The organism is Kitasatospora sp. NPDC097605, assembly GCF_040302725.1.
Taxonomy (GTDB): Bacteria; Actinomycetota; Actinomycetes; order Streptomycetales; family Streptomycetaceae; genus Kitasatospora.
Genome location: NZ_JBEOSF010000039.1, coordinates 38,764 through 63,250 on the forward strand (window position 1 = coordinate 38,764; position 24,487 = coordinate 63,250).

Genomic DNA, 24,487 nt, shown 5'->3' on the forward strand with positions numbered 1-24,487 from the left:
GGGAGATACCGATGGCTCAGTCGCGGATCGAGGACATCTGGCCGCTGTCGCCGCTGCAGGAAGGGTTGCTGTTCCACACGGTCTACGACGACGAAGGGCCCCACGTCTACCTGGGCCACTGGATCCTGGAGCTGCGCGGCCCGGTCGACCCGGTCCGGCTGCGCGCGGCCTGGGAGGAGCTGCTCACCCGGCACGCCGCGCTCCGGGCCTGCTTCCGGCAGCGTGCGTCCGGCGAGACGGTGCAGGTCATCGCGCGCCGGGCGGAGTTGCCGTGGCGCACCGTCGACCTCTCCCACCTCGACGATCCCGAGGAGGCGGTGCGGGAGCTGGCCGAGGAGGACCGGCTCCGGCGCTTCGACGTGGCGCAGGCCCCCCTGCTGCGCCTCACCCTGATCCGTCTCGACGACGCCACGCACCGCCTGGTGGTGACCTGCCACCACGCGGTGATGGACGGCTGGTCGCTGCCCATCGTGTTCACCGAGCTGCTGGAGCTGTACGCGGCCGACGGCCGGCCCGGCCTGCCGGAGGTGGCGTCCTACCGGGACTACCTCGCCTGGCTGAACCGGCAGGACGAGGACCGGGCGCTGGCGGCCTGGGCGGCGGAGCTGGACGGCGTCCAGGAGCCGACCCTGGTGGCGCCCGCGGACCCGGGCCGGGCGCCCGCCATGCCGGAGAGCATCACGGTCGAGCTGCCCGAGCGGCTCACCCGGTCGCTGGAGGACCTCGCCCGGCGCCACGGGCTGACGCTGAACACGGTCGTGCAGGGCGCGTGGGCGCTGGTGCTGGCGCAGCTGTCGGGCCGGACGGACGTGGTGTTCGGGGCCACCGTGTCGGCACGCCCCGCGGACCTGCCCGGCGTGGAGGGCATGGTGGGGCTGTTCCTCAACACCGTGCCCGTGCGCGTGCGGCTGGACGGCGCCTCGCCGGTCGTCGACGTGCTGGCCGAGGTCCAGCGGCGGCAGTCGGCGCTCATCCCGGAGCAGTACGTGGGATTGACGGACATCCAGAAGGCGGCCGGCCCCGGCGCGGTCTTCGACACCCTGCTCGTCTTCGAGAACTTCCCCCGCGACCTCGGTGAACCGGACTCCGCCGGGACCTTCACCGTCCGGGTGAACCAGGGCCGGGAGGCGGCCCACTATCCGCTGACGCTGGTCGCCGTCCCCGGCGACACGATGCTCCTCAAGCTCGACCACCTGACCGAGCTCTTCGACACGGGCGCGGCGCACGCCGTCCTGGAGCGGTTCCAGGGGGTGCTGCGCGGGCTGACGGCCGACAGCGGGATCACCGTGGCCGATGCCGTCGTGACGACCGCCGCCGAGCGCGACCTGGTGCGGGCCTGGGGCACGGCGCCCGAGGCCGCGCCGGCCGACCTTCCGTTGGCCCTGTTCGACCGCCAGGCGGAGCGCCGCGGGGAGGCGACGGCGATCACCGACGGGGACCGGTCGACGTCCTTCCGGGACCTCGCCGCGCGGACCGACGGGCTCGCGGGCCACTTGGCCGCGCTCGGTGTCCGGCGCGGGGACCGGGTCGCCGTGGTGATGGAGCGCTCCGACGACCTGGTCGCGACGCTGCTCGCGGTGTGGAAGGCGGGGGCGGCGTTCGTGCCGGTGGACCCCGCCTACCCGGCGGAGCGCGTGAAGTTCATGCTGGCCGACGCGGATCCGGCCGCGGTGGTCTGCCGCGCCGCGAGCCGGGCGGCGGTGCTGGACAGCGGGCTCGATCCGGTCGTCCTGGACGATCCGGGGACGCGGCGGGCCGTGGCGCAGTGCGCCCGCCCCGCGGTGGAGGCCGGGGCCGACGACCTCGCCTATGTGATGTACACCTCGGGGTCGACGGGCACGCCCAAGGGCGTCGCGGTGTCGCACGGCGACGTGGCGGCGCTGGTCGGGGAGCCGCGGTGGGGGATCGGGGCCGGCGACGCCGTGCTGACGCATGCCTCGCACGCCTTCGACATCTCCCTGTTCGAGATCTGGGTGCCGCTCCTGTCGGGCGCCCGGCTGGTGATCGCCGAACCGGGCGCGGTGGACGGGGAGGCCCTGGCCCGCCACGTGGCGGGCGGCGTCACGGCCGCCCACCTGTCCGCGGGAGCCTTCCGGGTGCTGGCCGAGGAGTCACCGGAGTCGGTCGCCGGGCTCCGGGAGGTGCTGACCGGCGGGGACGCGGTACCGCCGACGGCGGTGGAGCGCGTCCGGCGGGCGTGCCCGGACGTCCGGGTGCGGCATCTCTACGGCCCGACGGAGACGACGCTGTGCGCGACCTGGTGGCTGGTCGAACCCGGCGACGAGACCGGTCCGGTGCTGCCGATCGGACGTCCCCTCGCGGGCCGGCGCGGCTACGTCCTCGACGCGTTCCTGCGCCCCGTCCCCCCGGGCGTGAAGGGCGAACTGTACGTCGCCGGGGCCGGTGTCGCCCGCGGCTACCTGGGACGTCCGGCCCTGACGGCCGAGCGGTTCCTCGCCGACCCGTTCGTCCCCGGCGAGCGGATGTACCGGACCGGTGACCTCGCCCACTGGACGGACCGGGGCGCGCTCGTGTTCGGCGGACGGGCCGACGACCAGGTGAAGATCCGCGGCTATCGGGTGGAGCCGGGAGAGGTCGAGGCGGTCCTCGCCGGGCTCCCGGGCGTCGCCCAGGCCGTGGTCGCCGCCCGGGGCGAGCGGCTGACCGGCTATCTGGTCGCCGAGGCGGGACACGCCCTCGACCCGGTGCGGCTGCGGGAGCGGCTCGCCGAGACGCTGCCCGACTTCATGGTGCCGGCGGCGGTGATCGTGCTGGACGCGCTGCCGCTGACGGTCCACGGGAAGGTCGACCGGCAGGCCCTGCCCGCACCGGACTTCGCGGCGAAGCCGGCGGACCGGGACCCGGCCACCGAGGCCGAGCGGATCCTGTGCCGGGTGTTCGCCGAGGTCCTCGGCCTGGACCGGGTCGGGGTCGAGGACGGCTTCTTCGAGCTCGGCGGGGACTCGATCTCCTCGATGCAGGTGGCCGCCCGCGCCCGGCGCGAGGGGATCGCCCTGACCCCCCGGCAGGTGTTCGAGCAGCGGACTCCCGGACGGCTCGCCGCGCTGGCAGGGCCCGTCCGAGCGACCGGCCGGACTCGCGCCGAGAAGGACGCGGGCACCGGGGAGGTTCCCCGGACGCCGGTGATGCACGCCCTCGGAGCCGACGCGCTGCGCCCCGGCTTCGCGCAGGCGCGGGTCGTCGTCGCCCCGCCCGGCCTCGACCGGGAGGCCCTGGTGGCCGCCCTGGGAGCGGTGCTGGACGCCCACGACCAGCTGCGCGGCCGGGTGGAGCCCGACGGACGGCTGATCGTCCCCGAGCGCGGCACGGTGGACGCGGCCGCCCTGGTGACCCGGATGGAGGCCGGGAGCGGCGACCTCGACGAGATCGCCGAACGCGAGGCCGCGGCGGCCGCGGGCGGCCTGGACCCGTCGACGGGGACCGTGCTGCGGGCGGTGTGGATCGACGCCGGCGGCGCCGCGCCGGGCCGGCTGGCGCTGGTGGCGCACCACCTGGTGGTCGACGCGGTCTCGTGGGGCATCCTGCTGCCGGACCTGCGCGCGGCCTACGAGGAGGCCGCCTCCGGAGCGACCCCGTCCCTGGAACCCGCGACGACGTCGTACCGGCAGTGGTCGCTGCGGCTGGCCGAGGAGGCGCTCAGCGAGCGCACCGTCGCCGAGATCGATCACTGGGCCGGCGTCCTGGAGGGCGCGGACCCGTTCCCCGGGCCGCACGGGGGAGGGCCGCACACATGGTCCCGGACCCTGTCCGGGCCCACGGCGCAGGGCCTGGTGGACCACGCCCCGGGAGCCTTCCACTGCGGGATCAGGGAGGTCCTGCTCGCGGGCCTGGCGGGCGCGGTGGCGCGCCACCAGGGCGGTGACGCCGGGGTGCTGCTGGACGTGGAGGGCCACGGCCGCCACCCGGCCGACGGCGAGGACCTGCTGCGCACCGTGGGCTGGTTCACCAGCGTCCACCCGGTCCGCCTCGACGTCTCCGGCGTCGACCTGGCATCAGCCGCGGCCGGGAGCGCGGCGGCCGGGGAGCTGCTGAAGGCCGTGAAGGAGCAGGTCCGCGCGGTGCCGGGCGACGGGCTCGGCTACGGGCTGCTGCGCCACCTCAACCCCGACACCGGGGCCAGGCTGGCCGGACTGCCCTCCCCGAGGATCGGGTTCAACTACCTCGGCCGGTCGGCCGCCGCTTCCGCGGACACCCCGTGGCAGGTCGCCGAAGGGCCGCTCGGCGCGGGGGCCGCCGGCCCCGAGCCGGTGCTCGCCCACGCCCTGGAGGTCGGCGCGGACGTCCAGGACACGCCGGCCGGCCCCGTGCTGCGGCTCACCATGGACGGCCGGGACCTCGACCCCGCCGTGGTGGACCGGCTGGGGGAGGCGTGGGTGCAGCTGCTCACCGGCCTCGCCGCCCACACGGCCGCCCCCGGCGCCGGCGGCCGCACGCCGTCCGACTTCGGCCTCGTCGAGGTGTCGCGGCGGGACGTGGCGGAGCTGGAGGCCGCCGCACCCGGGCTGACCGACATCTGGCCCCTGTCGCCGCTGCAGGAGGGCATGCTCTTCGAACGCGCCCTCGACGACGGGGGAGTGGACGTCTACCAGAGCCAGCGGATCCTGGACCTCGACGGGCCGCTCGACCCGGAACGGCTGCGCGCGGCGTGGCAGCCGCTGGTCGCCCGGCACGAGTCGCTCCGGACCGGCTTCCACCAGCTCGGCTCGGGCGAGACGGTGCAGGTCGTCGTGGGCGGGGCCGGGATCCCCTGGCGCACCGCGGACGTGTCGCACCTCGGCGAGGCCGAGGCGGCCGCCGAGGTCGAACGCCTGCTCGCACAGGACCAGGCGGAGCGGTTCGACGTGTCCCGCCCGCCGCTGCTGCGGCTGCTGCTGATCCGCCTCGGCGAGAACCGGCACCGGCTCGTCCTGACGTCGCACCACGTCCTGCTGGACGGCTGGTCGACGCCGATCATCCTGGGCGAGATGTCGTCCGGCTACGCGGGCGCGGCCGGCTCCTCGGCCTCGCCCTCCTACCGCGACTACCTGGAGTGGCTGAGCCGCCAGGACCAGGAGGCGACGCGGTCGGCGTGGCGCGCGGAGTTCGCCGGGTCGGACGAGCCGACCGTGGTGGACGCCGAGGCGGGCAAGGCGATGGTGATGCCGGACGAGCACTGCGCGTGGCTGTCCGCCGGGACGACCCGGGCGCTCACCGACTTCGCCCGCGGCCACGGGCTGACCCTGAGCACGATCGTGCAGGGCGCGTGGGCGCTGGTGCTGGCCCGGCTGGCGGGCCGGACGGACGTGGTGTTCGGGTCGGTGGTGTCGGGCCGCCCGGCGGACGTGCCGGACGTGGAGCGGATGGTGGGGATGTTCATCAACACCGTTCCGGTCCGGGTGCGGCTCGACGGCGGCCTGCCGGTGCTGGAGCTGCTCCAGGACCTGCAGCGACGTCAGTCGGCGCTGTCGGAGCACCAGTACATGGGCCTGTCGGAGATCCAGAAGGCGGTGGGGCCGGGCGCGGCCTTCGACACCATCATGATGGTCGAGAACTACCCGCGGGACGCGGCCGGCCTCGGCGACGACGGCGGTGTGACGATCAGCTCGGCCCTCACCCGGACCGGTACCGGCTACCCGCTGACCATGAGCGCCAGCCCCGGCGAGCGCCTGCAGATCCGGGTGTCCTACCGGCCCGACCGGATCGAGCGGAGGACCGCCGTCGAGGTCGCCGGGCAGGTCGTGCGGGTCGTCGAACGGCTGCTGGCCGAGCCCTCGCTCCCGGTGGGCCGCCTGGGCACGACGAGCGAGCTGACCCGGGCGTCGGTGCTGGAGCGCTGGAACGCCACCGGCGAGGCCGCCGGCGGAGCGTCGGTGCTGGAGCTGTTCCGGCGGCGCTCGGCGAGCGCCCCGGACGCGGTGGCCGTCGTCGACGGGGAGCGCGTCCTGTCCTACGGCGACCTCGACCGGGAGTCGGACCGGCTGGCGGCGCGGCTGACCGCGACGGGGGTGCGGCGCGGCGACCGCGTCGGCGTGGTGATGGAGCGCGGCGCGGACCTGTTCGTCGCGTTCCTCGGAGTCTGGAAGGCCGGGGCCGCGTACGTCCCGGTGAACGTGGACCACCCGGCGGCGCGGATCGAGCGGATGCTCGCCGACGCCGGCGTGGCGGTGGCGCTCTGCGCCGGGGCGACCCGCGGCGCGGTGCCGGCCGGCGTCGAGCCGGTGCCCGTGGACGCGCCGTGGACCGGGGGACCGGGGCAGGGGGCACCGACGCCGGCGGCGTACGACACCGCCTACGTGATGTACACCTCGGGATCGACCGGGGCGGCCAAGGGCGTCGCGGTGCCGCACGGGAGCGTCGCGGCCCTGGCCGGCGACCCCGGCTGGGCGCTCGACGCCGGCGACTGCGTCCTGATGCACGCCTCGCACGCGTTCGACGCGTCGTTGCTGGAGATCTGGGCGCCGCTGGTCGCCGGGGCCCGCGTCCTGGTCGCCGAGCCGGGCACGGTCGACACCCAGCGCCTGCGGGAGGCGGTCGCCCGCGGTGTGACGACCGTCCACCTGACGGCCGGCAGCTTCCGGGTGCTGGCCGAGGAGTCGCCGGAGTCCTTCGGCGGCCTGCGCGAGGTCCTCACCGGCGGGGACGTGGTGCCCCTCGCCTCCGTCGCCCGGCTGCGCCGGGCCTGCCCGGACCTCCGGGTCCGGCACCTCTACGGTCCGACCGAGACCACCCTGTGCGCCACCTGGCAGCTGATCGGGCCGGGCGACGAGCCGGGCGACGTCCTGCCGATCGGCCGCCCGCTGGCCGGGCGGCGGGCGTACGTGCTCGACGCCTTCCTCCAGCCGGTCGCTCCGGAGGTGACCGGCGAGCTCTACCTCGCGGGCGCCGGACTGGCGCTCGGCTATCCCGGGGACCGCGGCGCGACCTCGGAGCGGTTCGTCGCCGACCCGTTCGCCCCCGGCGAGCGGATGTACCGCACCGGTGACCTGGCGCGCTGGAGCGAGCAGGGCGAGCTGCTGTTCGCCGGACGGGCCGACTTCCAGGTGAAGATCCGGGGCTACCGGGTCGAGCCGGCGGAGATCGAGACGGCGCTCACCGAGGCCCCCCGGGTCGCGCAGGCGGTCGTCGTCGCGCGGGAGGACCGGCCGGGCGAGAAGCGGCTGGTCGCCTACGTGATCGCGGAACCGGAGCAGGCCCCGGAGCCCGAAGCGCTCCGCGGCCACCTCGCGGCCCGGCTGCCGGAGTTCATGGTCCCGGCCGCGGTGGTGGTCCTGGACGCCCTCCCGCTGACGATCAACGGGAAGCTCGACCGCGAGGCGCTGCCCGCTCCCGAGTTCTCCGGGAAGCCCGCCGGCCGCGAGCCGCGCACCGAGGCGGAGCGGGTGCTGTGCGACCTGTTCGCCGAGATCCTCGGGCTGGACCGGGTCGGCGCCGAGGACAGCTTCTTCGAGCTGGGCGGCGACTCGATCCTCTCCATGCAGCTGGCCGCCCGGGCCCGCCGCGCCGACATCGTCTTCGGCGCGAAGGACGTCTTCGCGCAGGAGACACCGGCCGGGATCGCGGCGGTCGCCGAGCACGGCGGCGCGCCCCGGGCCGACCGCGCCGAGCCCGCCGACGGTGCCGGCGAGGTCGTCTGGACGCCGGTGATGCGGGCGCTCGTCGAACGCGACCCCGGCGCGCTGACCGGCGGGGCCGTGACCCAGTGGGTGACCGCGGGCGCCCCCGGCGACCTGTCGGCGGACGCGCTGGCGGCCGGGCTGGGCGCGGTGATCGACACCCACGATCTGCTGCGGAGCCGGATCGTCACGGACGGCGGCGGCGAGCCGCGGCTGGTCGTGTCCGGCCGGGGGTCGGTGGACGCGGCGGGTCTGGTCGAGCGGGTCGAGGCGGCCACCGCCGACCTCGACGAGGCCGCGGAGCGCTGGGCCGGCGAGACGGCGGCGCGGCTGGATCCCGCCGCCGGTGTGATGATCCGGGCGGTGTGGGTGGACGCCGGCCCCGGCCGGGTGGGACGGCTCGTACTGGTGGCCCACCACCTGGTGGTCGACGCGGTGTCATGGCGGATCCTGCTGCTGGACCTGCGCGCCGCCTGCGAGGCCGCGGTCGCGGGCGAGGAGCCCGCGCTCGACCCGGTGGAGGTCCCGTTCCGGCGATGGGCGCGGGCCCTGGCCGACCACGCCGCGACCAGGGCCGGGGAACTCGGGACCTGGACGGGGATCCTCGACCGGGCGCGACCGAGGACGGCCCCGCTCGACCCCGCCCGCGACACCGTCGCGACGGCGGGACGCCGGACGTGGACCCTGCCGCCCGAGCGCGCGGGCGTGCTCCTGGAGAAGGCCGCCCCGGCCTTCCACTGCGGTGTCCACGAACTGCTCCTGGCCGCCCTGGCGGGCGCGGTCGCCCACTGGCGCGGCGGCGACTCCGTCGTGGTGGACGTCGAGGGCCACGGCCGCCGTCCCCTCGGGGGGCTGGACCTCACCCGGACGGTCGGCTGGTTCACCGACATCCACCCGCTCCGGCTGGACGTGGCCGGGATCGACACCGACGAGGCGATCGCCGGCGGTGAATCGGCGGGCCGTCTGCTGAAGCAGGTCAAGGAGAACGTGCGGGCCGTGCCCGACGGCGGCCTCGGCTACGGGATGCTGCGCCACCTGAATCCCGCGACGGCACCGGTCCTGGCGGCGCTGCCGACGGCGGAGGTCGGGTTCAACTACCTGGGCCGGTTCTCCTCCCGCCCCGACGGCGATCCGGAGCCCTGGCAGCTGACGGGGACCGTCGGGGGCTCGGCGGAGCGGGACACGCCGCTGCGCCACGCCGTGGAGGTCGACGCCGTCCTCCTCGACTCCCCGGACGGACCCGAGCTCCGGCTGACCGTGACCTGGGCCGGACGGATCCTCGGCGACGCCGAGGCGGAGTCGCTCGGCCGGGCCTGGCTGGACCTGCTGTCCGGCCTCGCCGCGCACGCCGCCGTGCCCGGCGCCGGCGGGCACACCCCCGGCGACTTCTCCCTGGTCGAGCTGACGCAGCCGGACGTGGAGGAGATCGAGGCCGCCGTTCCGGGCCTCGCCGACATCTGGCCGCTCTCCCCGCTCCAGGAGGGCCTGCTGTTCCACGCCATGGACCAGCGGGGGCCGGACGTCTACGCGGGCATCCGCACCCTGGCCCTCGACGGCCCGCTGGACGTCGCCCGCTTCCGCGCCTCCTGGCAGACCCTCCTCGACCGGCACGCCGCCCTGCGGGCGAGCTTCCACCAGCTCGCGTCCGGCCGGGCCGTCCAGGCGATCGCCCAGGACGTGGCGCTGCCGTGGACCGAGACCGACCTGTCCCACCTGCCCGAGGACGAGGCGCTGGCGGAGTTCGAGCGGCTCGCGGAGGAACTGCACGCCGACCGGTTCGACCTGAGCCGGGCCCCGCTGCTGCGCCTGCACCTGGTGCGCATCGGTGAGCGCAGCCACCGGCTGGCCCTCGCCTCCCACCACATCTCCTGCGACGGGTGGTCGCTGCCGATCCTCTCCAGCGACGTGCTGGCGGCCTACCAATCGGGCGGCGACGGCTCGTCCCTGGCCGCCGCGACCTCGTACCGCGACTACCTCGCCTGGCTCTCCCGCCAGGACAAGGAGGCCGCCTGGCAGGCGTGGCGGACCGAGCTCGCCGGACTCGACGAGGCGACCCACGTCGTGCCGCCGGACACCCACGGCGCGCCGGTCGAGCCGGAACGCGTGCGCTTCGAACTCGACGACGACCTGAGCCGTCGGCTGGTGGACTTCACGCGCCGGCACGGCGTCACGATGAACACCCTCTTCCAGGGGGTCTGGGCGCTGCTCCTGGCCCGGCTGACGGGCCGGGACGACGTGGTGTTCGGCTCCGCGGTGGCCGGGCGTCCGCCCGAGATCCCCGGGGTCGAGTCGGTGGTCGGCCTGTTCATGAACACGCTGCCGGTCCGGGCCCGCCTCAAGGGCGGTGAGCCGTTCCTCGACCTGCTGACGGACCTCCAGGAGCGCCAGGTCGGGATGATGGCGCATCATCACGTCGGGCTGTCGGAGATCATCCAGTTCGCCGGGCAGGGCGCCGCGTTCGACACGATCGTGGTGTTCGAGAACTACCCCCGCCCGCCGCTCCCGTCCGAGGACCCCGACGCGCTCGTCATGCGCCCCGCGGGGATCCCGAACGACAACGGGCACTATCCGATATCCATGCGCGCCTCCCACGACGGCGGTGTCCACGGCGAGTTCATCTTCCGCCCGGACGTCTTCGACCGGACCCGGGCCGAGGAGACGCTGGCGGCGGTCGTCCGGGCGCTGGAGCAGGTGACGGCCGATCCGCGGACTCCGGTGGGCCGGGTCGGCCTGACCGGCGCGGCCGAACGCGGCCTGGTGGTCGAGCGGTGGAACGCCACCGACGCGCCGTTCGTGCCGGAGCCGCTGCCGGTGCTGTTCCGCCGCCGGGCGGAACTCTCGCGGGACGCGGTTGCGGTGGAGGACGCGGAGCGGACCCTGTCGTACGAAGGGCTGCTGGGCGAGGCGCAGGACCTGGCGCGGCTGCTGGTGGGTCTGGGCGTCCGGCGCGAGACGCGTGTGGGCGTCCTGGTCGGACGGTCGGCGGAGCTGGTGGTGGCCCTGCTCGGAGTGTCGCTGGCGGGCGGGGTGTTCGTCCCGGTCGACCCGGACTATCCGGCCGGCCGGATCGGGCTGATGCTGGCGGACTCCGCGCCCGGGGTGCTGCTGTGCACGAGGGCGACCCGCACGGCCGTGCCGGACGGGTTCGCGGGCGCGGTGGTCGCCCTGGACGAGCGGCCCGCCGCCGACCCGGCGGTGGCGCTGCCGGTCGTGGCGGCCGGCGACGGGGCGTACGTGATCTACACCTCCGGGTCGGCGGGGACGCCCAAGGGCGTCCAGGTCACCCACGCCGGGCTCGGCAACCTGGCCGGCGCGCAGATCGAGCGCTTCGGCGTGACCTCCTCCGCACGGATCCTGCAGTTCGCCGCCCTCGGGTTCGACGCCGCGGTGTCCGAGCTGTGCACGGCTCTGCTGTCGGGCGCGACCGTGGTGCTGGCCGACCCCGCCAGCATGCCGCCGCGGGTGTCGCTGGGCGAGGCGGTGCGCCGGTGGCGGATCACCCACGTCACCGTGCCGCCGAGCGTGCTGGCCGTCGAGGACGACCTGCCGGACTGCCTGGAGACACTGGTCGTCGCCGGTGAGGCGTGCCCGCTGCCGCTGGTCGACCGCTGGTCGCGGGACCGCCGGATGGTCAACGCCTTCGGGCCGACCGAGACGACCGTGTGCGCGACGATGAGCGCGCCGCTGTCCCCGGGCGCCGCCGCCGTCCCCATCGGCCGCCCGATCGCCAACACCCGGGCCTACGTGCTCGATGGCTTCCTGCAGCCGGTGCCGCCCGGCACGGCCGGTGAGCTCTACGTCACCGGGGCGGGGCTCGCGCGCGGCTACCTCGGACGTCCCGGCCTGACCGCCGAGCGGTTCGTCGCCGACCCGTACTCCTCCGGGGGCCGCATGTACCGCACCGGCGACCGGGTCCGCTGGACCCGTGACGGGGAGCTGGTCTTCGTCGGCCGGGCCGACGCGCAGGTCAAGGTGCGCGGCTACCGGATCGAGCCGGGTGAGATCGAGGCCGTGCTCGCGGACCACCCGGGCGCCGTCCAGGTGGTGGTGGCGGCCCGTGAGGACGGGCCCGGCGAGAAGCGGCTGGTGGCGTACGTCGTCCCGGCGGCCGGACAGCCGGCCGACGAGCTGATCGCCGCCCTCCGCGCGACGGCGGCCGAGCGCCTGCCCGAGCACATGAGGCCGGTGGCGTTCGTCCCGCTGGACGCGATGCCGCTGAGCCCGAACGGCAAGGTCGACCACCGGGCGCTCCAGGCCCCCGACTTCGCCGGGAACTCCTCCGGGCGCGATCCGCGCACGGCCGTCGAGGAACTGCTGTGCCGGCTGTTCGCCGAGGTCCTCGGGGTGGAGCGGGCCGGGGTCGACGACAGCTTCTTCGAGCTCGGCGGCGACTCGATCAGCTCGATGCAGCTGTCGGCCCGGCTCCGTGGCGAGGGGTTCGAACTGTCGCCGTGGCAGGTGTTCGACGAGAAGACGCCCGAACGGCTGGCGGTGCTCGCCAAGGAGCTTCCGGCCGAGGGCGGGGAGAGCGGGAAGCCGGAGCCCCGGAACGGGATGCTCCTGGCCCTCTCACCCGACGAGATGGACCGACTCCAGACCGGGCCGGCCGATGAATGACGTCCACAAGGAGCAGATCATGACCGATGACCACACCCGTGCCGAACCACGCCCCGCCGTGGAGGACGTCTGGCCCCTGTCGCCGTTGCAGGAGGGCATGCTCTACCACACCGCGCTCGACCAGGACGGTCCGGACACCTACACCGTGCAGTCCGTCTACGGCATCGAGGGTCCGCTGGACGCCGCGCGCCTGAAGGCGTCCTGGCAGGCGCTCCTGGACCGGCACGCCGCGCTGCGGGTCTGCTTCCGGTACGTCAGCGGCGCGCGGATGGTGCAGGTGGTGCTGCGGGACGTCACGATCCCGTGGCGCGAGACGGACCTCTCCGCCCTCCCGGACGACCTCGCCGACGACGAGGTGGGGCGGCTGGCGGAGGCGGAGCTGGCCGAGCGCTTCCGGCTGGACACGGCCCCGTTGACGAAGCTGCACCTGATCCGGCTCGGCCCGGAGAGCCACCGCTTGGTGCACACCCTCCACCACGTCCTGGCCGACGGCTGGTCGATGCCGATCATCCACCGCGAGCTCTCCGCGATCTACGCGGCGGGCGGGGACCCGTCCGGGCTGCCGGCCACGACCTCCTACCGCGACTACCTCGCCTGGCTGGGCCGCCAGGACAAGGAGGCGGCCCGGGCCGCCTGGCGCGGGGAGCTCGCCGGCCTGGACACCCCCACCACGGTCGTCCCGGCCGATCCGGGCCGGGTGCCGGACATCGACACGGTGATGGCCGAGCTGTCCCCGGAGCTGACGGACGGGCTGGCGCGGCTGGCCCGCGGCCACGGCCTCACGCTGAACACCGTGGTCCAGGGCGTGTGGGCGGTCGTAATGTCGCAGCTGGCGGGCCGCACCGACGTGGTGTTCGGCGCGACCGTCTCGGGACGGCCCGCCGAGCTGGCCGGCGTGGAGACGATGGTCGGCATGCTGCTCGGCACCCTGCCGGTGCGCGTCCGCCTCGACGGCGGGCGGCGGTTCGTCGACTCGCTCGCCGAACTGCAGCGCACCCAGTCGGCGCTGATGCCCCACCAGCACCTCGGCCTCCAGGAGGCGCAGGCCGCCGTCGGCCCCGGCGCGGTCTTCGACACGCTGGTCATCTACGAGAACTTCCCCCGCACCGGCCTCGACCGGCCGCGGGGCGACGGCCTGCACCTGCGCCCCGTGCGCAAGGGCCGCGACTCCTCGCACTACCCGTTCACCCTGGTCACCGGGCCGGGCGAGCGGATGCCGGTCATCCTCAACTACGACCGGGGCCTGTTCGACCGCGCGGTCGCCGACGCCGTCCTGGGCGGGTTCGTCCGGGTGGTGGACCAGCTGGTCGCCGATCCCGGCGTCCTGGTCGGCCGGCTGACCCTGCTGAGCGGCGCCGACCGCGCCCTGGTGGTGGACGACTGGAACGCGACCGACGCCCTGGTGCCCGGGGAGTCCGTGGTCGAGCTGTTCGGGCGGCGGGTCGCCGCCGCACCCCACGCGGTGGCGGTCACCGACGCGAGCGGGGCGGACCTGACCTACGCCGAACTCGACCTGGCCTCGAACCGGCTGGCCGGGTACCTCGCCGGCCGCGGCGTGCGGCGCGGCGCCCTGGTCGGGGTGGCGATGGAGAGGTCCGCCGACCTGCTGGTCGCGTTCCTGGCGATCTGGAAGGCGGGCGCCGCGTTCGTCCCGGTCGACGCCGGGAACCCCGCCGAGCGGATCGCGCTCGCCCTGGCCGACCCCCTGGTCTCGGCCGTCGTGTGCACGGCCGCCACCAGCGCGGTCGCCCCGGAGAACGCCATCGTGCTCGACGCTCCGCAGACCCGCGCGGCCGTCGCCGGACAGGCCGCCACCGCCCCGCGGGTCCGGGTCGGCGCCGACGACCTGGCGTACGTGATGTACACCTCCGGGTCCACCGGCGTCCCCAAGGGCGTGGCCGTCACCCACGGGGGAGTGGCCGGTCTGGCGGGCGACGCGGGCTGGCGGATCGGTCCCGAGGACGGCGTGCTGATGCACGCGACGCACGTCTTCGACGCCTCGGTCTACGAGATGTGGGTGCCGCTCGCCACGGGTGGCCGGGTCCTGCTCGCCGAGCCGGGCGTGGTGGACGCCGGCGGTGTGCGCCGGGCCGTCGAACGGGGCGCGACCGCCGTCCACCTCACCGCCGGAACCTTCCGCGCCCTGGCGGAGGCGTCGCCGGAGTGCTTCACGGGCCTGGCCGAGGTCGGCACCGGCGGGGACGTCGTCCCCGCCTACGCGGTGGAGAACCTGCGGCGGGCCCAGCCCGGACTGCGGGTGCGGAACACCTACGGGCCGACCGAGACCACCCTGTGCGCGACCTGGAAGCCGATCGAGCCCGGTGAGGAGCTCGGGGGCGAACTGCCGGTCGGCCGCCCGATGGCGAACCGCCGGATCCACATCCTCGACGCCTTCCTGCGGCCGGTCGCGCCGGGCATCACCGGCGAGCTGTACATCGCCGGCACCGGTCTGGCCCGCGGGTACCTCGGCCGGCCGGACCTGACGGCCGAGCGGTTCGTCGCCTGCCCGTTCCGCGCCGGCGAGCGCATGTACCGCACCGGCGACCTGGCGCGCTGGAACCGCGACGGCGAGGTGGTGTTCGTCGGGCGGGCCGACGACCAGGTGAAGATCCGGGGCTTCCGGGTCGAGCCGGCCGAGGTGGAGGCCGCGCTGGCGGCCCAGCCGGGCGTGACCGAGGCGGTCGCCGTGGCGCGCGAGGACGTGCCCGGCGAGCGGCGGCTGGTGGGCTACGTCGTCACCGACGGGAGCGAGGCCGACGCGGAGGAGATGCGCCGGCGGATGGGCCTCGTCCTGCCCTCCTACATGGTCCCCGTGGCGATCGTGGTCCGCCCGGGCCTGCCCGTCACCCCGAACGGCAAGGTCGACCGCCAGGCCCTGCCCGCACCGGACTTCGCCGAACGCGCTTCGCAGAAGGCGCCCGAGAGCGAGACCGAGAAGGTGCTGTGCGCGCTCTTCGCCGAGATCCTCGGCGTCGAGCGGGTGGGCGTCGACGACGCCTTCCACGACCTGGGCGGCAGCTCGGCGCTGGCCATGCGGCTCATCGCGCGGATCCGCGAGGAGATCGGCGCCGACCTGCCCATCCGGCAGCTGTTCTCCTCACCCACGCCCGCGGGCATCGCCAGGGCGCTGGCGGCGAAGTCCCGCCCCGCGCTGGAGGCCGCCGCCCGGCCGGAGCGGGTGCCCCTCACCGCCCGGCAGCTCCGCGCCTGGCTGCTGGCCCGGCCCGGCGAGACGACCGCGGGCCTGCACACCTCGGTCGCGCTGCGCGTGCGCGGCCGTCTGGACGTGCCCGCGCTGGAGGCGGCGCTCGGTGACGTCGCCTCCCGGCACGAGATCCTCCGGACGACCTTCCCCGGCGAGGCCACGACCGTCCACCAGCACGTCCAGGACTCCGGGGCGGTCCGGCTGACGGCGGTCCCGGCCACCGAGGAGGACCTTCCCGGGCTGCTCGCCGAACGGGCCGGGCAGGCCTTCGACCTCACCCGCGACCTGCCCTGGCGCTGCGACCTCTTCGCCGTCGCGGAGCGCGAGCACGTGCTGGCGCTGACGGTCCACCGGATCGCCGCCGACGACGACTCGCTGGACGTGTACTTCCGCGACCTGGCGGCCGCGTACGGCGCGCGCCGCGCGGGCCGGGTCCCCCAGCGCGCGCCACTGACCCTGCAGTTCGCCGACTACGCCATCTGGGAGCAGCGGCTGCTGGAGGGCGAGCGCGAGCAGGACAGCCTGATCGGCGAGCAGATGTCCTTCTGGCGGGACCACCTCGCCGGCATCGACGGGGACACCGTCCTGCCCTTCGACCGCCCGCGCCCGGCCGTCCCGTCGCGGCGGGCCGGTTCGGTCGCGCTGCGGCTCGACGGCGCCGCGCACGCCCGGCTGCTGACGGCCGTGGAGTCCTCCGGCGCGGACGCCCAGCAGCTGGTGCACGCCGCGCTCGCGATGCTGCTGGCCCGGTTCGGCGCGGGCGAGGAGCTCGTGATCGGCACGACGCTGCCGCGCGACGAGGACCTCATCGACCTCGAACCGATGGTCGGCCCGTTCGCCCGGCCGTTCCCCCTGCGCACCGACGTCACGGGCGACCCGACCTTCCTGGAGCTCCTCACCCGGGTGCAGGAGACCGTCCGGGACGCCCGCCAGCACCTGGACGTCCCCTTCGAGCGGATCGTCGACCTGCTGGACCTGCCCGCCTCGCTCTCCCGCCACCCGGTCTTCCAGGTCGGCCTGGAGGTGGCCGAGGAGGACGCCGGCGCGTGGGCCGCGACGGAACTGCCGGCCCTGCGTACCGGCGTCGAACCCGGCCGGCCCGGGGCGATCGAACTGGACCTCGCGTTCAGGCTCACCGAGCACCGCGACGAGGACGACGAGGGCGCCGGCATCGACGGCGACCTCCGCTACGCCACCGACCTGTTCGACGGAGCCACGGCCGACGCGCTGGCACGGCGGCTGGTCCGCGTCCTGGAACAGGTGGCGGAGGACCCCCGACGGCGGGTCAGCGAGCTGGACGTGCTGCTGGACGACGCCGAGCGCGAGCGTCCGGCCGAGGCCCCGGCCGTGTGGGCCGGACCCGTTCCCCCGGCGGTCGCCGCCCTGGCCCTGGGCGGCCCGCTCGGCGCGCTGCTGCTCGACGACCGCCTGCTCCCCGTCGCGCCCGGAGCCGTCGGCGAGCTCTACGTCACCGGCCCCGCGGTCGACGCGGGCCCGGACGACCGGAGCCGGGCCTGCCCGTTCGGGACCGGGGGACGGCGCATGCTGCGCACCGGTTCGTTGGCCCGTTGGTCCGCCGAGGGTAGGCTGATCCCCCTGGGGGAGCGGCGGCGCTCCAGCGCCGCGGCGAAGGCCGCCACGGGCGACTTCGAGGTCCTGCTGCCGCTGCGCCCGGGCGGCGACCGTCCGCCGCTGTTCTGCGTCCACGCGAGCGGCGGCCTGAGCTGGAACTACGGCCCGCTGCTGCGGGAACTCCCGGAGAACCAGCCGGTCTACGGGATCCAGGCGCGCGGCCTGGCCCGCACCGAGGCCCTGCCCGCCGGGGTCGAGGAGATGGCGGCCGACTACATCGCGCAGATCCGCACCGTCCAACCGACCGGGCCGTACCACCTGCTCGGCTGGTCCCTCGGCGGGCGGATAGCGCAGACGATGGCCGCGCTGCTCGAAGCCGAGGGCGAGCAGGTCGGCCTGCTCGCGCTGCTCGACGCCTACCCCACCTACATGGGGAAGAAGGCACGCGGCGACGGGCGCGTGCAGGAGGCCGTCGACAAGCTGAAGGAACAGCAGATGGAGCTCGCCGCCGGACTGGTCAGGGGGGAGGGCGCCAGGGCACGCTTGGCCGAGGTGATGCGCAACCTCGCCGAGGTCGGGCCGAGGCACGACGCCCCGGGCTTCGCCGGCGACGTCCTGCTGTTCGTCGCCGCGCGCAACCGCCCCCCGCACATGCCCGTCGACTGGGCGATCGCCAGCTGGGAGCCCCTGACCAGCGGGACCGTGGAGCCCCACGAGATCGCCGCCGACCACAACGAGATGATGCAGCCCGCGTCGCTGGCCCGGATCGGGGCCATCGTCGCCGAGAAGCTCCGGCCGCGGCCGTAGCGGAAAAGGACACCGCCATGACGAACCCCTTCGACAACGAGGACGGCTCCTTCTTCGTGCTCGTCAACGACGAGGGCCAGCACTCCCTCTGGCCGTCCTTCGCCGAGGTGCCGGCCGGCTGGACCGCCGTCCACGGCGAGGCAGCCCGCCAGGAATGCCTCGCCTACGTCGAGGAGAACTGGACCGACCTCCGGCCGAAGAGCCTGGTGGCGCAGATCGACGGCTGAGCGCCGTCCATCCGCTCAACGTGGGCAGTTGGACGGGCGCGACGCCCGTCCGACTGCCCCGGCACCCTCCTTCCGCGCACCCGCGCGAGGGCTCCGGCCGGCCCCGCCCGGGCCGGCCGGAATCACTACCCACGAACAGGACCCGCGGCATGTTCGAGGAGATCAACGTCGTCCGGGCGTCGAAGCTGCACCGGAGGAACCGGTTCGATCCGGTGCCCGAACTCCACTCCCTGATGAGCGAGGGCGACCTGACCGTCCTGGGGACCGAGGACTCCGCCGAGGGGCGGACCGCGTGGCTCGCCACCGGGCTCAAGGAGGTCCGGCAGGTCCTCGGCTCGGACAAGTTCAGCGCGCGCCTGCTGTACGGCGGGACGGCGGCCGGCTTCACCTGGCCCGGCTTCCTGACCCAGTACGACCCGCCGGAGCACACGCGGCTGCGGCGGATGATGACCCCAGCGTTCACCGTCCGCCGGATGCAGGAGTTCCGGCCGAAGGTCGAGCAGATCGTCCGGGACAGCCTGGACTCCATCGAGGCGCTCGGCGGCCCGGTGGACTTCGTCCCGCACTTCGGATGGGCCGTGGCCACGCCGGCGACCTGCGACTTCCTCGGCATCCCCCGGGACGACCAGGCGGACCTGGCCCGGATCCTGCTCGCCAGCCGGACCGACCGGTCGGCCAAGCGGCGCACCGCGATGGGGAACAAGTTCATGACCTACATGAAGCAGCACGCCACCAAGGCGCGCCGCGAGTGCGGTGACGACATGTTCGGCGTCGTGGTGCGCGAGCACGGTGACGCCATCTCGGACGCCGAGCTGACCGGGGTGGCCGCGTTCGTCATGGGCGCGGGCGCCGACCAGGTGGCCCGGCTGCTCGCGGCGGGCGCCTGGCTGATGGTCGAGGCGCCCGAGCAGTTCGCCGTGCTGCGGGAGAAGCCCGAGACCGTGCCGGACTGGCTGGACGAGATGATGCGGTACCTCACGACCGACGAGAAGACCCATCCGCGCGTCGCGACGCAGGACGTGCGGATCGGGGAGCACCTGGTGAAGGCCGGCGACACGGTCACCTGCTCCCTGCTGGCCGCCAACCGCCGGAACTACCCGCACGCGGAGGACGGGTTCGACATCACCCGCGCGCGGGCGGAGCACCTGGCGTTCGGGTACGGCATTCACCACTGCCTCGGCCGGACCCTGGCCGAGCTGATGTTCCGGTCGGCGATACCGGCGCTGGCGCGGCGCTTCCCCACCCTGCGGCCGGCCGAACCGCACCGCGAGATCACCCTGGGCCCGCCGCCCTTCGATGTGGAAGCCCTGCTGCTCGACTGGTAGCACCGGAGACGACGGAGGACCGATGGCACTCCCCCTGCCGCACCGGCGGCACCGGCTCGATCCCGTGCCGGAGTTACACGGCCTGCTGGACGAGGGGCCGTTGCACGAGTACGACACCCAGCCCGGGATGGACGGCCGCAAGCAGTGGCTGGTCACCGGGTACGACGAGGTCCGGGAGGTCCTCGCCGACCCCGAGCGGTTCAGCTCCATGCGGCCGGTCGACGACGAGGCCGACCGGGCCCAACTGCCGGGACTCCTCCAGGCGTACGACCCGCCGGACCACACCCGGCTGCGCAGGACGGTGGCCCCGGCCTACTCCGTCCGGCGGATGGAACGGCTGCGGCCGCGGGTCGAGGAGATCGTCGAGGAGTGCCTGGACGACCTGGAGGACCTGGGGTCGCCGGTCGACTTCGTCCGGTACGCGGCCTGGCCCATCCCGGCGCTCATCGCCTGTGAGTTCCTCGACGTCCCCCGCGACGACCAGGCCGAGCTCTCCCGGATGATCCGGGAGAGCCGGGAGAGCCGGCTGCCCCGGCAGCGGACCGCTTCGGGGCTGGGCGTCGTCGACTACACCCGGAAGCTCGTGGCCCGCAAGCGCCGCGACCCCGGCGAGGGGCTGATCGGCGTCATCGTGCGCGAGCACGGGGCGGCGGTCGGCGACGACGAGCTGGCGGGGCTCGCCGAGGGGAACCTGATCATGGCGGCCGAGCAGATGGCCGCCCAACTGGCGGTCGCGGTGCTCCTGTTCGTGACCCATCCCGAGCAGATGGCGCTGCTGCGCGAGCGTCCCGAACTGGTCGACGGCGCGACCGAGGAGCTGCTGCGGCACGCTTCGATCGTCGAGGCCCCGGCGCCCAGGGTGGCTCTCACGGACGTGCGCGTCGCCGGCCGCGAGATCCGCGCCGGGGACGTCCTGACCTGCTCCATGCTGGCGGTCAACCGTCCGCGGGGCGACCGCTTCGACATCACCCGAGAGAATCCGAAGCACCTGGCGTTCGGGTACGGGATCCACCACTGCCTCGGGGCGCCGCTGGCCAGGCTCCAGTTGCAGGTGGCGCTGCCGGCGGTGTTCCGCCGGTTCCCGTCGCTGCGGCTCGCCGTCCCCGAGGAGGACCTGCGGTTCAAGCCGGGCCGGCCCGAGCCCTTCGCCGTGGAGGAGCTTCCCCTTGAGTGGTGACGACAGGCCCCCGATCCACACCTGGCGGCAGGGCTTCGACCCGGCCGACGAGCTGCGCGCCGCCGGCCCGCTCACCCGGATCACGATCGGATCCGGGGCGGAGGCGACGACCACCTGGCTGGCCACCGGGCACGCGGTCGTCCGGCAGGTCCTCGGCGACCACACCCGGTTCAGTACCCGCCGCCGCTTCGACCGGAACGACGAGATCGGCGGGAAGGGCGTCTTCCGGCCGCGTGAGCTGGTCGGCAACCTGATGGACTACGACCCGCCGGAGCACACCCGGCTCCGGCGGCTGCTGGCCCCGGGCTTCACCCACCGCCAGATCCGGCGGACCGCCCCGTACATCGAGCAGATCGTGTCGGAACGCCTCGACGCGATGGAGCGGGAGGGGTCGCCCGCGGACCTGGTCGAGCTGTTCGCCGACCAGGTGCCCGGCCCGGTGCTGTGCGAACTGCTCGGGGTGCCGCTGGACGACCGCGCGATGTTCCTCCAGCTGTGCCACCGGCATCTCGACGCCTCGCTCGGCGACCGGCGCCGGGCGGCCGCGGGCGAGGCGTTCTCCCGCTACCTGGTGGCCATGGTGGCCAGGGAGCGGAAGGATCCCGGCAGCGGGCTCATCGGCGCGGTCGCCGCCGAGCACGGCGACGCGGTGACCGACGAGGAGCTGAGGGGCGTCTGCGTGCAGATGATGCTGGCCGGCGACGACAACATCTCGGGCATGATCGGCCTGGGCGTGCTGGCGCTGCTGCGGAACCCGGAGCAGATCGCCGCGCTGCGGGGTGACGCGCAGTCGGCGGAGCGGGCGGTCGACGAGCTGATCCGGTACCTGACGGTGCCCTACGCCCCGACGCCCCGGACCGCCATCGAGGACACGGTCGTCGGTGACCAGGTGATCAAGGCGGGGGAGACGGTCCTCTGCTCCCTGCCGACGGCCAATCGCGACCCGGCCCTGCTGCCGGACCCGGACCGCCTCGACGTCGGCAGGGACGCCGTTCCGCATGTCGCGTTCGGGCACGGTGTGCACCACTGCCTCGGCGCCGCGCTCGCCCGGCTGGAACTGCGCATCGCCTATTCCGCGCTGTGGCGGCGCTTTCCCGGGCTGCGGCTGGCGGATCCCGAAGGGGCGACCGCTTTCCGGCTGAGCACCCCGGCCTACGGACTCAGCAGTCTGATGGTCGAGTGGTGACCGGATGGACGGCTTGAGCGGCGATCCGTCGCGCTGGACAATCGCAAAGAACTCAATTGAGGGACGGTGGGAGATGTCGGTGGAAACGTTCGACGTGGTGGTGGCCGGCGGCGGGCCGGCGGGCTCGACGGTGGCTTCCCTGGTGGCCATGCAGGGGCACCGGGTGCTGCTGCTGGAGAAGGAGTTCTTTCCGCGGTACCAGATCGGTGAGTCGCTGCTTCCGTCCACCGTTCACGGGGTGTGCCGGATGCTCGGCGTCACCGAGGAACTCGCGGCGCAGAGTTTCCCGGTGAAGCGCGGCGGCACTTTCCGGTGGGGGGCCAGGCCGGAACCGTGGACTTTCTCCTTCGCCGTTTCCCCGCGGATGACCGGGCCGACCTCGTTCGCCTATCAGGTGGAGCGGTCGCGGTTCGACGAGATCCTGCTGAACAACGCCAAGCGCAAGGGCGTGACGGTCCGTGAGGGCTGCTCGGTCACCTCGGTCGTGGAGGAGGGCGACCGGGTCACCGGTCTGCGGTACACCGACGCCGAGGGCGGTGAGCACGAGGTCGGCGCGCGTTTCGTGATCGACGCGTCGGGCAACAAGAGCCGGCTGTTCTCCAGCGTCGGCGGCACCCGCGACTATTCGGAGTTCTTCCGGAGCCTGGCGCTGTTCGGCTACTTCGAGAACGGCAAGCGGCTCCCGGAGCCGTATTCGGGGAACATCCTGAGCGTCGCCTTCGACAGCGGATGGTTCTGGTACATCCCGCTGAGCGACACCCTCACCAGCGTCGGCGCGGTGGTCCGCCGGGAAATGGCCGAAAAGGTCCAGGGGAACAAGGAAGAGGCCTACAAGGCGCTGATCGCCGAATGCCCGCTGATATCCGAGTACCTGGCGGACGCGCGCCGGGTGACCACGGGGGACTACGGCGAGCTGCGGATCCGAAAGGACTACTCCTACCTCCAGACGACGTTCTGGCGGCCGGGAATGATCCTCGTCGGCGACGCCGCCTGCTTCGTCGATCCGGTGTTCTCCTCCGGTGTCCACCTGGCCACCTACAGCGCCCTGCTGGCCGCCCGCTCGATCAACAGCATTCTCGCGGGCGATCTGGACGAGAAGACCGCCCTGAACGAGTTCGAGGCCCGGTACCGCCGCGAATACGGGGTGTTCTACGAGTTCCTGGTGTCGTTCTACGAGATGAACGTGAACGAGGAGTCGTACTTCTGGCACGCCAAGAAGGTCACGAACAACAAGCACACCGAGCTGGAGTCGTTCGTGGACCTGGTCGGCGGGGTGTCGTCCGGCGAGGCGGCGCTCGCGTCCAGGATCGCCAGGCACAGCGCCGAGTTCGCCGCGGCCGTCGACGACATGGCGGCCGGCGGTGACGGGGACATGGTGCCGATGTTCACCTCGCACGTGGTCAAGCAGGTGATGCAGGAGGGCGGCCAGGTCCAGATGCGGGCGGTGCTCGGCGAGGACGCCGCTCCCGAGGAGCCGGTGTTCCCGGGCGGGCTGGTGGCCTCGCCCGACGGGATGAAGTGGACGCACCACCGTGGCTGAGGCCGCGCCGATCGTGCGGCCGACGGCGAACTACATGCGCCGGACGCTCTACGATCCGCACGAGGACATGTTCGCCCTCAGGGCGCACGGCCCGCTGATCCGGATCGCGGGGAACGCGTCCGACCAGATGAGTACGGGCTACGTCTGGCAGGCCATGGGCTACGACGTGGTGCGCCGGATCCTCGGCGACCACGAGAACTTCACCACGCGGCTGCGGCTGACCGACGCGGAGCCGCTGAGCGGCGAAGGGGTGCGGGTCCCGCCGGAGCTGGTCGGGCAGATCTCGATCTACGATCCGCCCGAGCACACCCGGCTGCGGCGGATGCTGACGCCCGAGTTCACGGTCCGGCGCATCCGCAGGCTCGAACCCGCGATCGAGGCCATCGTCGAGGAGCACCTCGACACGATGGAGGCCGCGGGACCGCCCGCGGACCTCCAGGTCCTGTTCGCCGACCCGGTCGGCGGCGAGACCCTGTGCGAGCTGCTCGGGGTGCCGCGCGACGACCGGAACGAGTTCATCCGCCGGGTCCGGCAGAACGTCGACCTCAGCCGCGGGTACAAGGCCCGGGCGGCGGACAGCGCGGCGTTCAACCGGTACCTGAACACGCTCATCACCCAGCAGCGGAAGGCGCCCGACGAGGGGTTCCTCGGCATGCTGGTGCGTGAGCACGGCGACCGGATCAGCGACGAGGAGCTGAAGGGCGTCTGCACGGCGCTGATCCTCGGCGGCGTCGAGAGCGTCGCCGGGATGATCGGCTTCGGGGTCCTCGCGCTGCTGGACCACCCCGACCAGAAGCGGCTGCTCCTCGCCTCCCGCGAGGAGGCCGACCGCGTGGTGAACGAACTGCTGCGCTTCCTCTCGGCCGTGCAGCAGCCGACGCCGCGGATGGCCGTCCGGGACGTCGTCGTCGACGGGCAGCTGATCAGGGCGGGGGAGTACGTCCTCTGCTCGATCCTCATGGCCAACCGGGACGAGGGGTTGACGCCCGACGCGCATCTCCTCGACGCGGACCGCGAACCGCTCCCGCACGTCGGATTCGGGCACGGCATCCACCACTGCGTGGGCGCCGCCGTGGCGAGGTCGGTGCTCCGCATCGCCTATCAGGCCCTGTGGCGACGGTTCCCCGCACTGGGACTGGCCGTGCCGGCGGAGGAAGTGAAGTTCCGCAACGCGTTCATCGACAGCCCGGACCGGCTGCCGGTCACCTGGTAGCGGAC

Annotated in this window: 8 protein-coding genes; all 8 read left to right on the forward strand. The window is 74.3% G+C overall.

The annotated features are described in order from the left end of the window. The first annotated feature begins 11 nt into the window (after nucleotides 1-11). Nucleotides 12-12,230, forward strand: a complete 12,219-nt coding sequence (locus tag ABTX81_RS31835) for a non-ribosomal peptide synthetase (protein WP_350552908.1) — start codon at nucleotides 12-14, stop codon at nucleotides 12,228-12,230. Nucleotides 12,231-12,249: 19 nt separating this feature from the next. Continuing rightward, on the forward strand, nucleotides 12,250-17,814 hold the full coding sequence (locus ABTX81_RS31840; protein WP_350552910.1) for a non-ribosomal peptide synthetase: 5,565 nt from the start codon (nucleotides 12,250-12,252) through the stop codon (nucleotides 17,812-17,814). 17 nt (nucleotides 17,815-17,831) lie between these two features. Next, complete coding sequence (locus tag ABTX81_RS31845; RefSeq protein WP_350552912.1) at nucleotides 17,832-18,041, forward strand: MbtH family protein; 210 nt, start codon at nucleotides 17,832-17,834, stop codon at nucleotides 18,039-18,041. A 149-nt stretch (nucleotides 18,042-18,190) separates the two neighbouring features. Continuing rightward, on the forward strand, nucleotides 18,191-19,366 hold the full coding sequence (locus ABTX81_RS31850) for a cytochrome P450 (protein ID WP_350552914.1): 1,176 nt from the start codon (nucleotides 18,191-18,193) through the stop codon (nucleotides 19,364-19,366). A gap of 22 nt (nucleotides 19,367-19,388) precedes the next feature. Further along, the gene (locus tag ABTX81_RS31855) at nucleotides 19,389-20,543 is read left to right on the forward strand and encodes a cytochrome P450 (RefSeq protein WP_350552916.1); all 1,155 of its coding nucleotides are present in this window, start codon (nucleotides 19,389-19,391) and stop codon (nucleotides 20,541-20,543) included. Continuing rightward, nucleotides 20,533-21,729, forward strand: a complete 1,197-nt coding sequence (locus tag ABTX81_RS31860) for a cytochrome P450 (protein ID WP_350552918.1) — start codon at nucleotides 20,533-20,535, stop codon at nucleotides 21,727-21,729. Before ABTX81_RS31855 ends, ABTX81_RS31860 begins: the two co-directional genes overlap by 11 nt. A 73-nt stretch (nucleotides 21,730-21,802) precedes the next feature. Next, nucleotides 21,803-23,269, forward strand: coding sequence for a tryptophan halogenase family protein (locus ABTX81_RS31865; protein ID WP_502892897.1), 1,467 nt, complete (start codon nucleotides 21,803-21,805; stop codon nucleotides 23,267-23,269). Then, nucleotides 23,262-24,482: a cytochrome P450 gene (locus ABTX81_RS31870; protein ID WP_350552922.1), complete on the forward strand. Its 1,221-nt coding sequence runs from the start codon at nucleotides 23,262-23,264 to the stop codon at nucleotides 24,480-24,482. Before ABTX81_RS31865 ends, ABTX81_RS31870 begins: the two co-directional genes overlap by 8 nt. Nucleotides 24,483-24,487: the final 5 nt, after the last annotated feature.

Coding starts and splice junctions, on each gene's coding strand:
- ABTX81_RS31865 (WP_502892897.1), top strand. CDS start 21,803: ATGTCGGTGGAAACGTTCGACGTGGTGGTGGCCGGCGGCGGGCCGGCG.
- ABTX81_RS31850 (WP_350552914.1), top strand. CDS start 18,191: ATGTTCGAGGAGATCAACGTCGTCCGGGCGTCGAAGCTGCACCGGAGG.
- ABTX81_RS31835 (WP_350552908.1), top strand. CDS start 12: ATGGCTCAGTCGCGGATCGAGGACATCTGGCCGCTGTCGCCGCTGCAG.
- ABTX81_RS31840 (WP_350552910.1), top strand. CDS start 12,250: ATGACCGATGACCACACCCGTGCCGAACCACGCCCCGCCGTGGAGGAC.
- ABTX81_RS31855 (WP_350552916.1), top strand. CDS start 19,389: ATGGCACTCCCCCTGCCGCACCGGCGGCACCGGCTCGATCCCGTGCCG.
- ABTX81_RS31845 (WP_350552912.1), top strand. CDS start 17,832: ATGACGAACCCCTTCGACAACGAGGACGGCTCCTTCTTCGTGCTCGTC.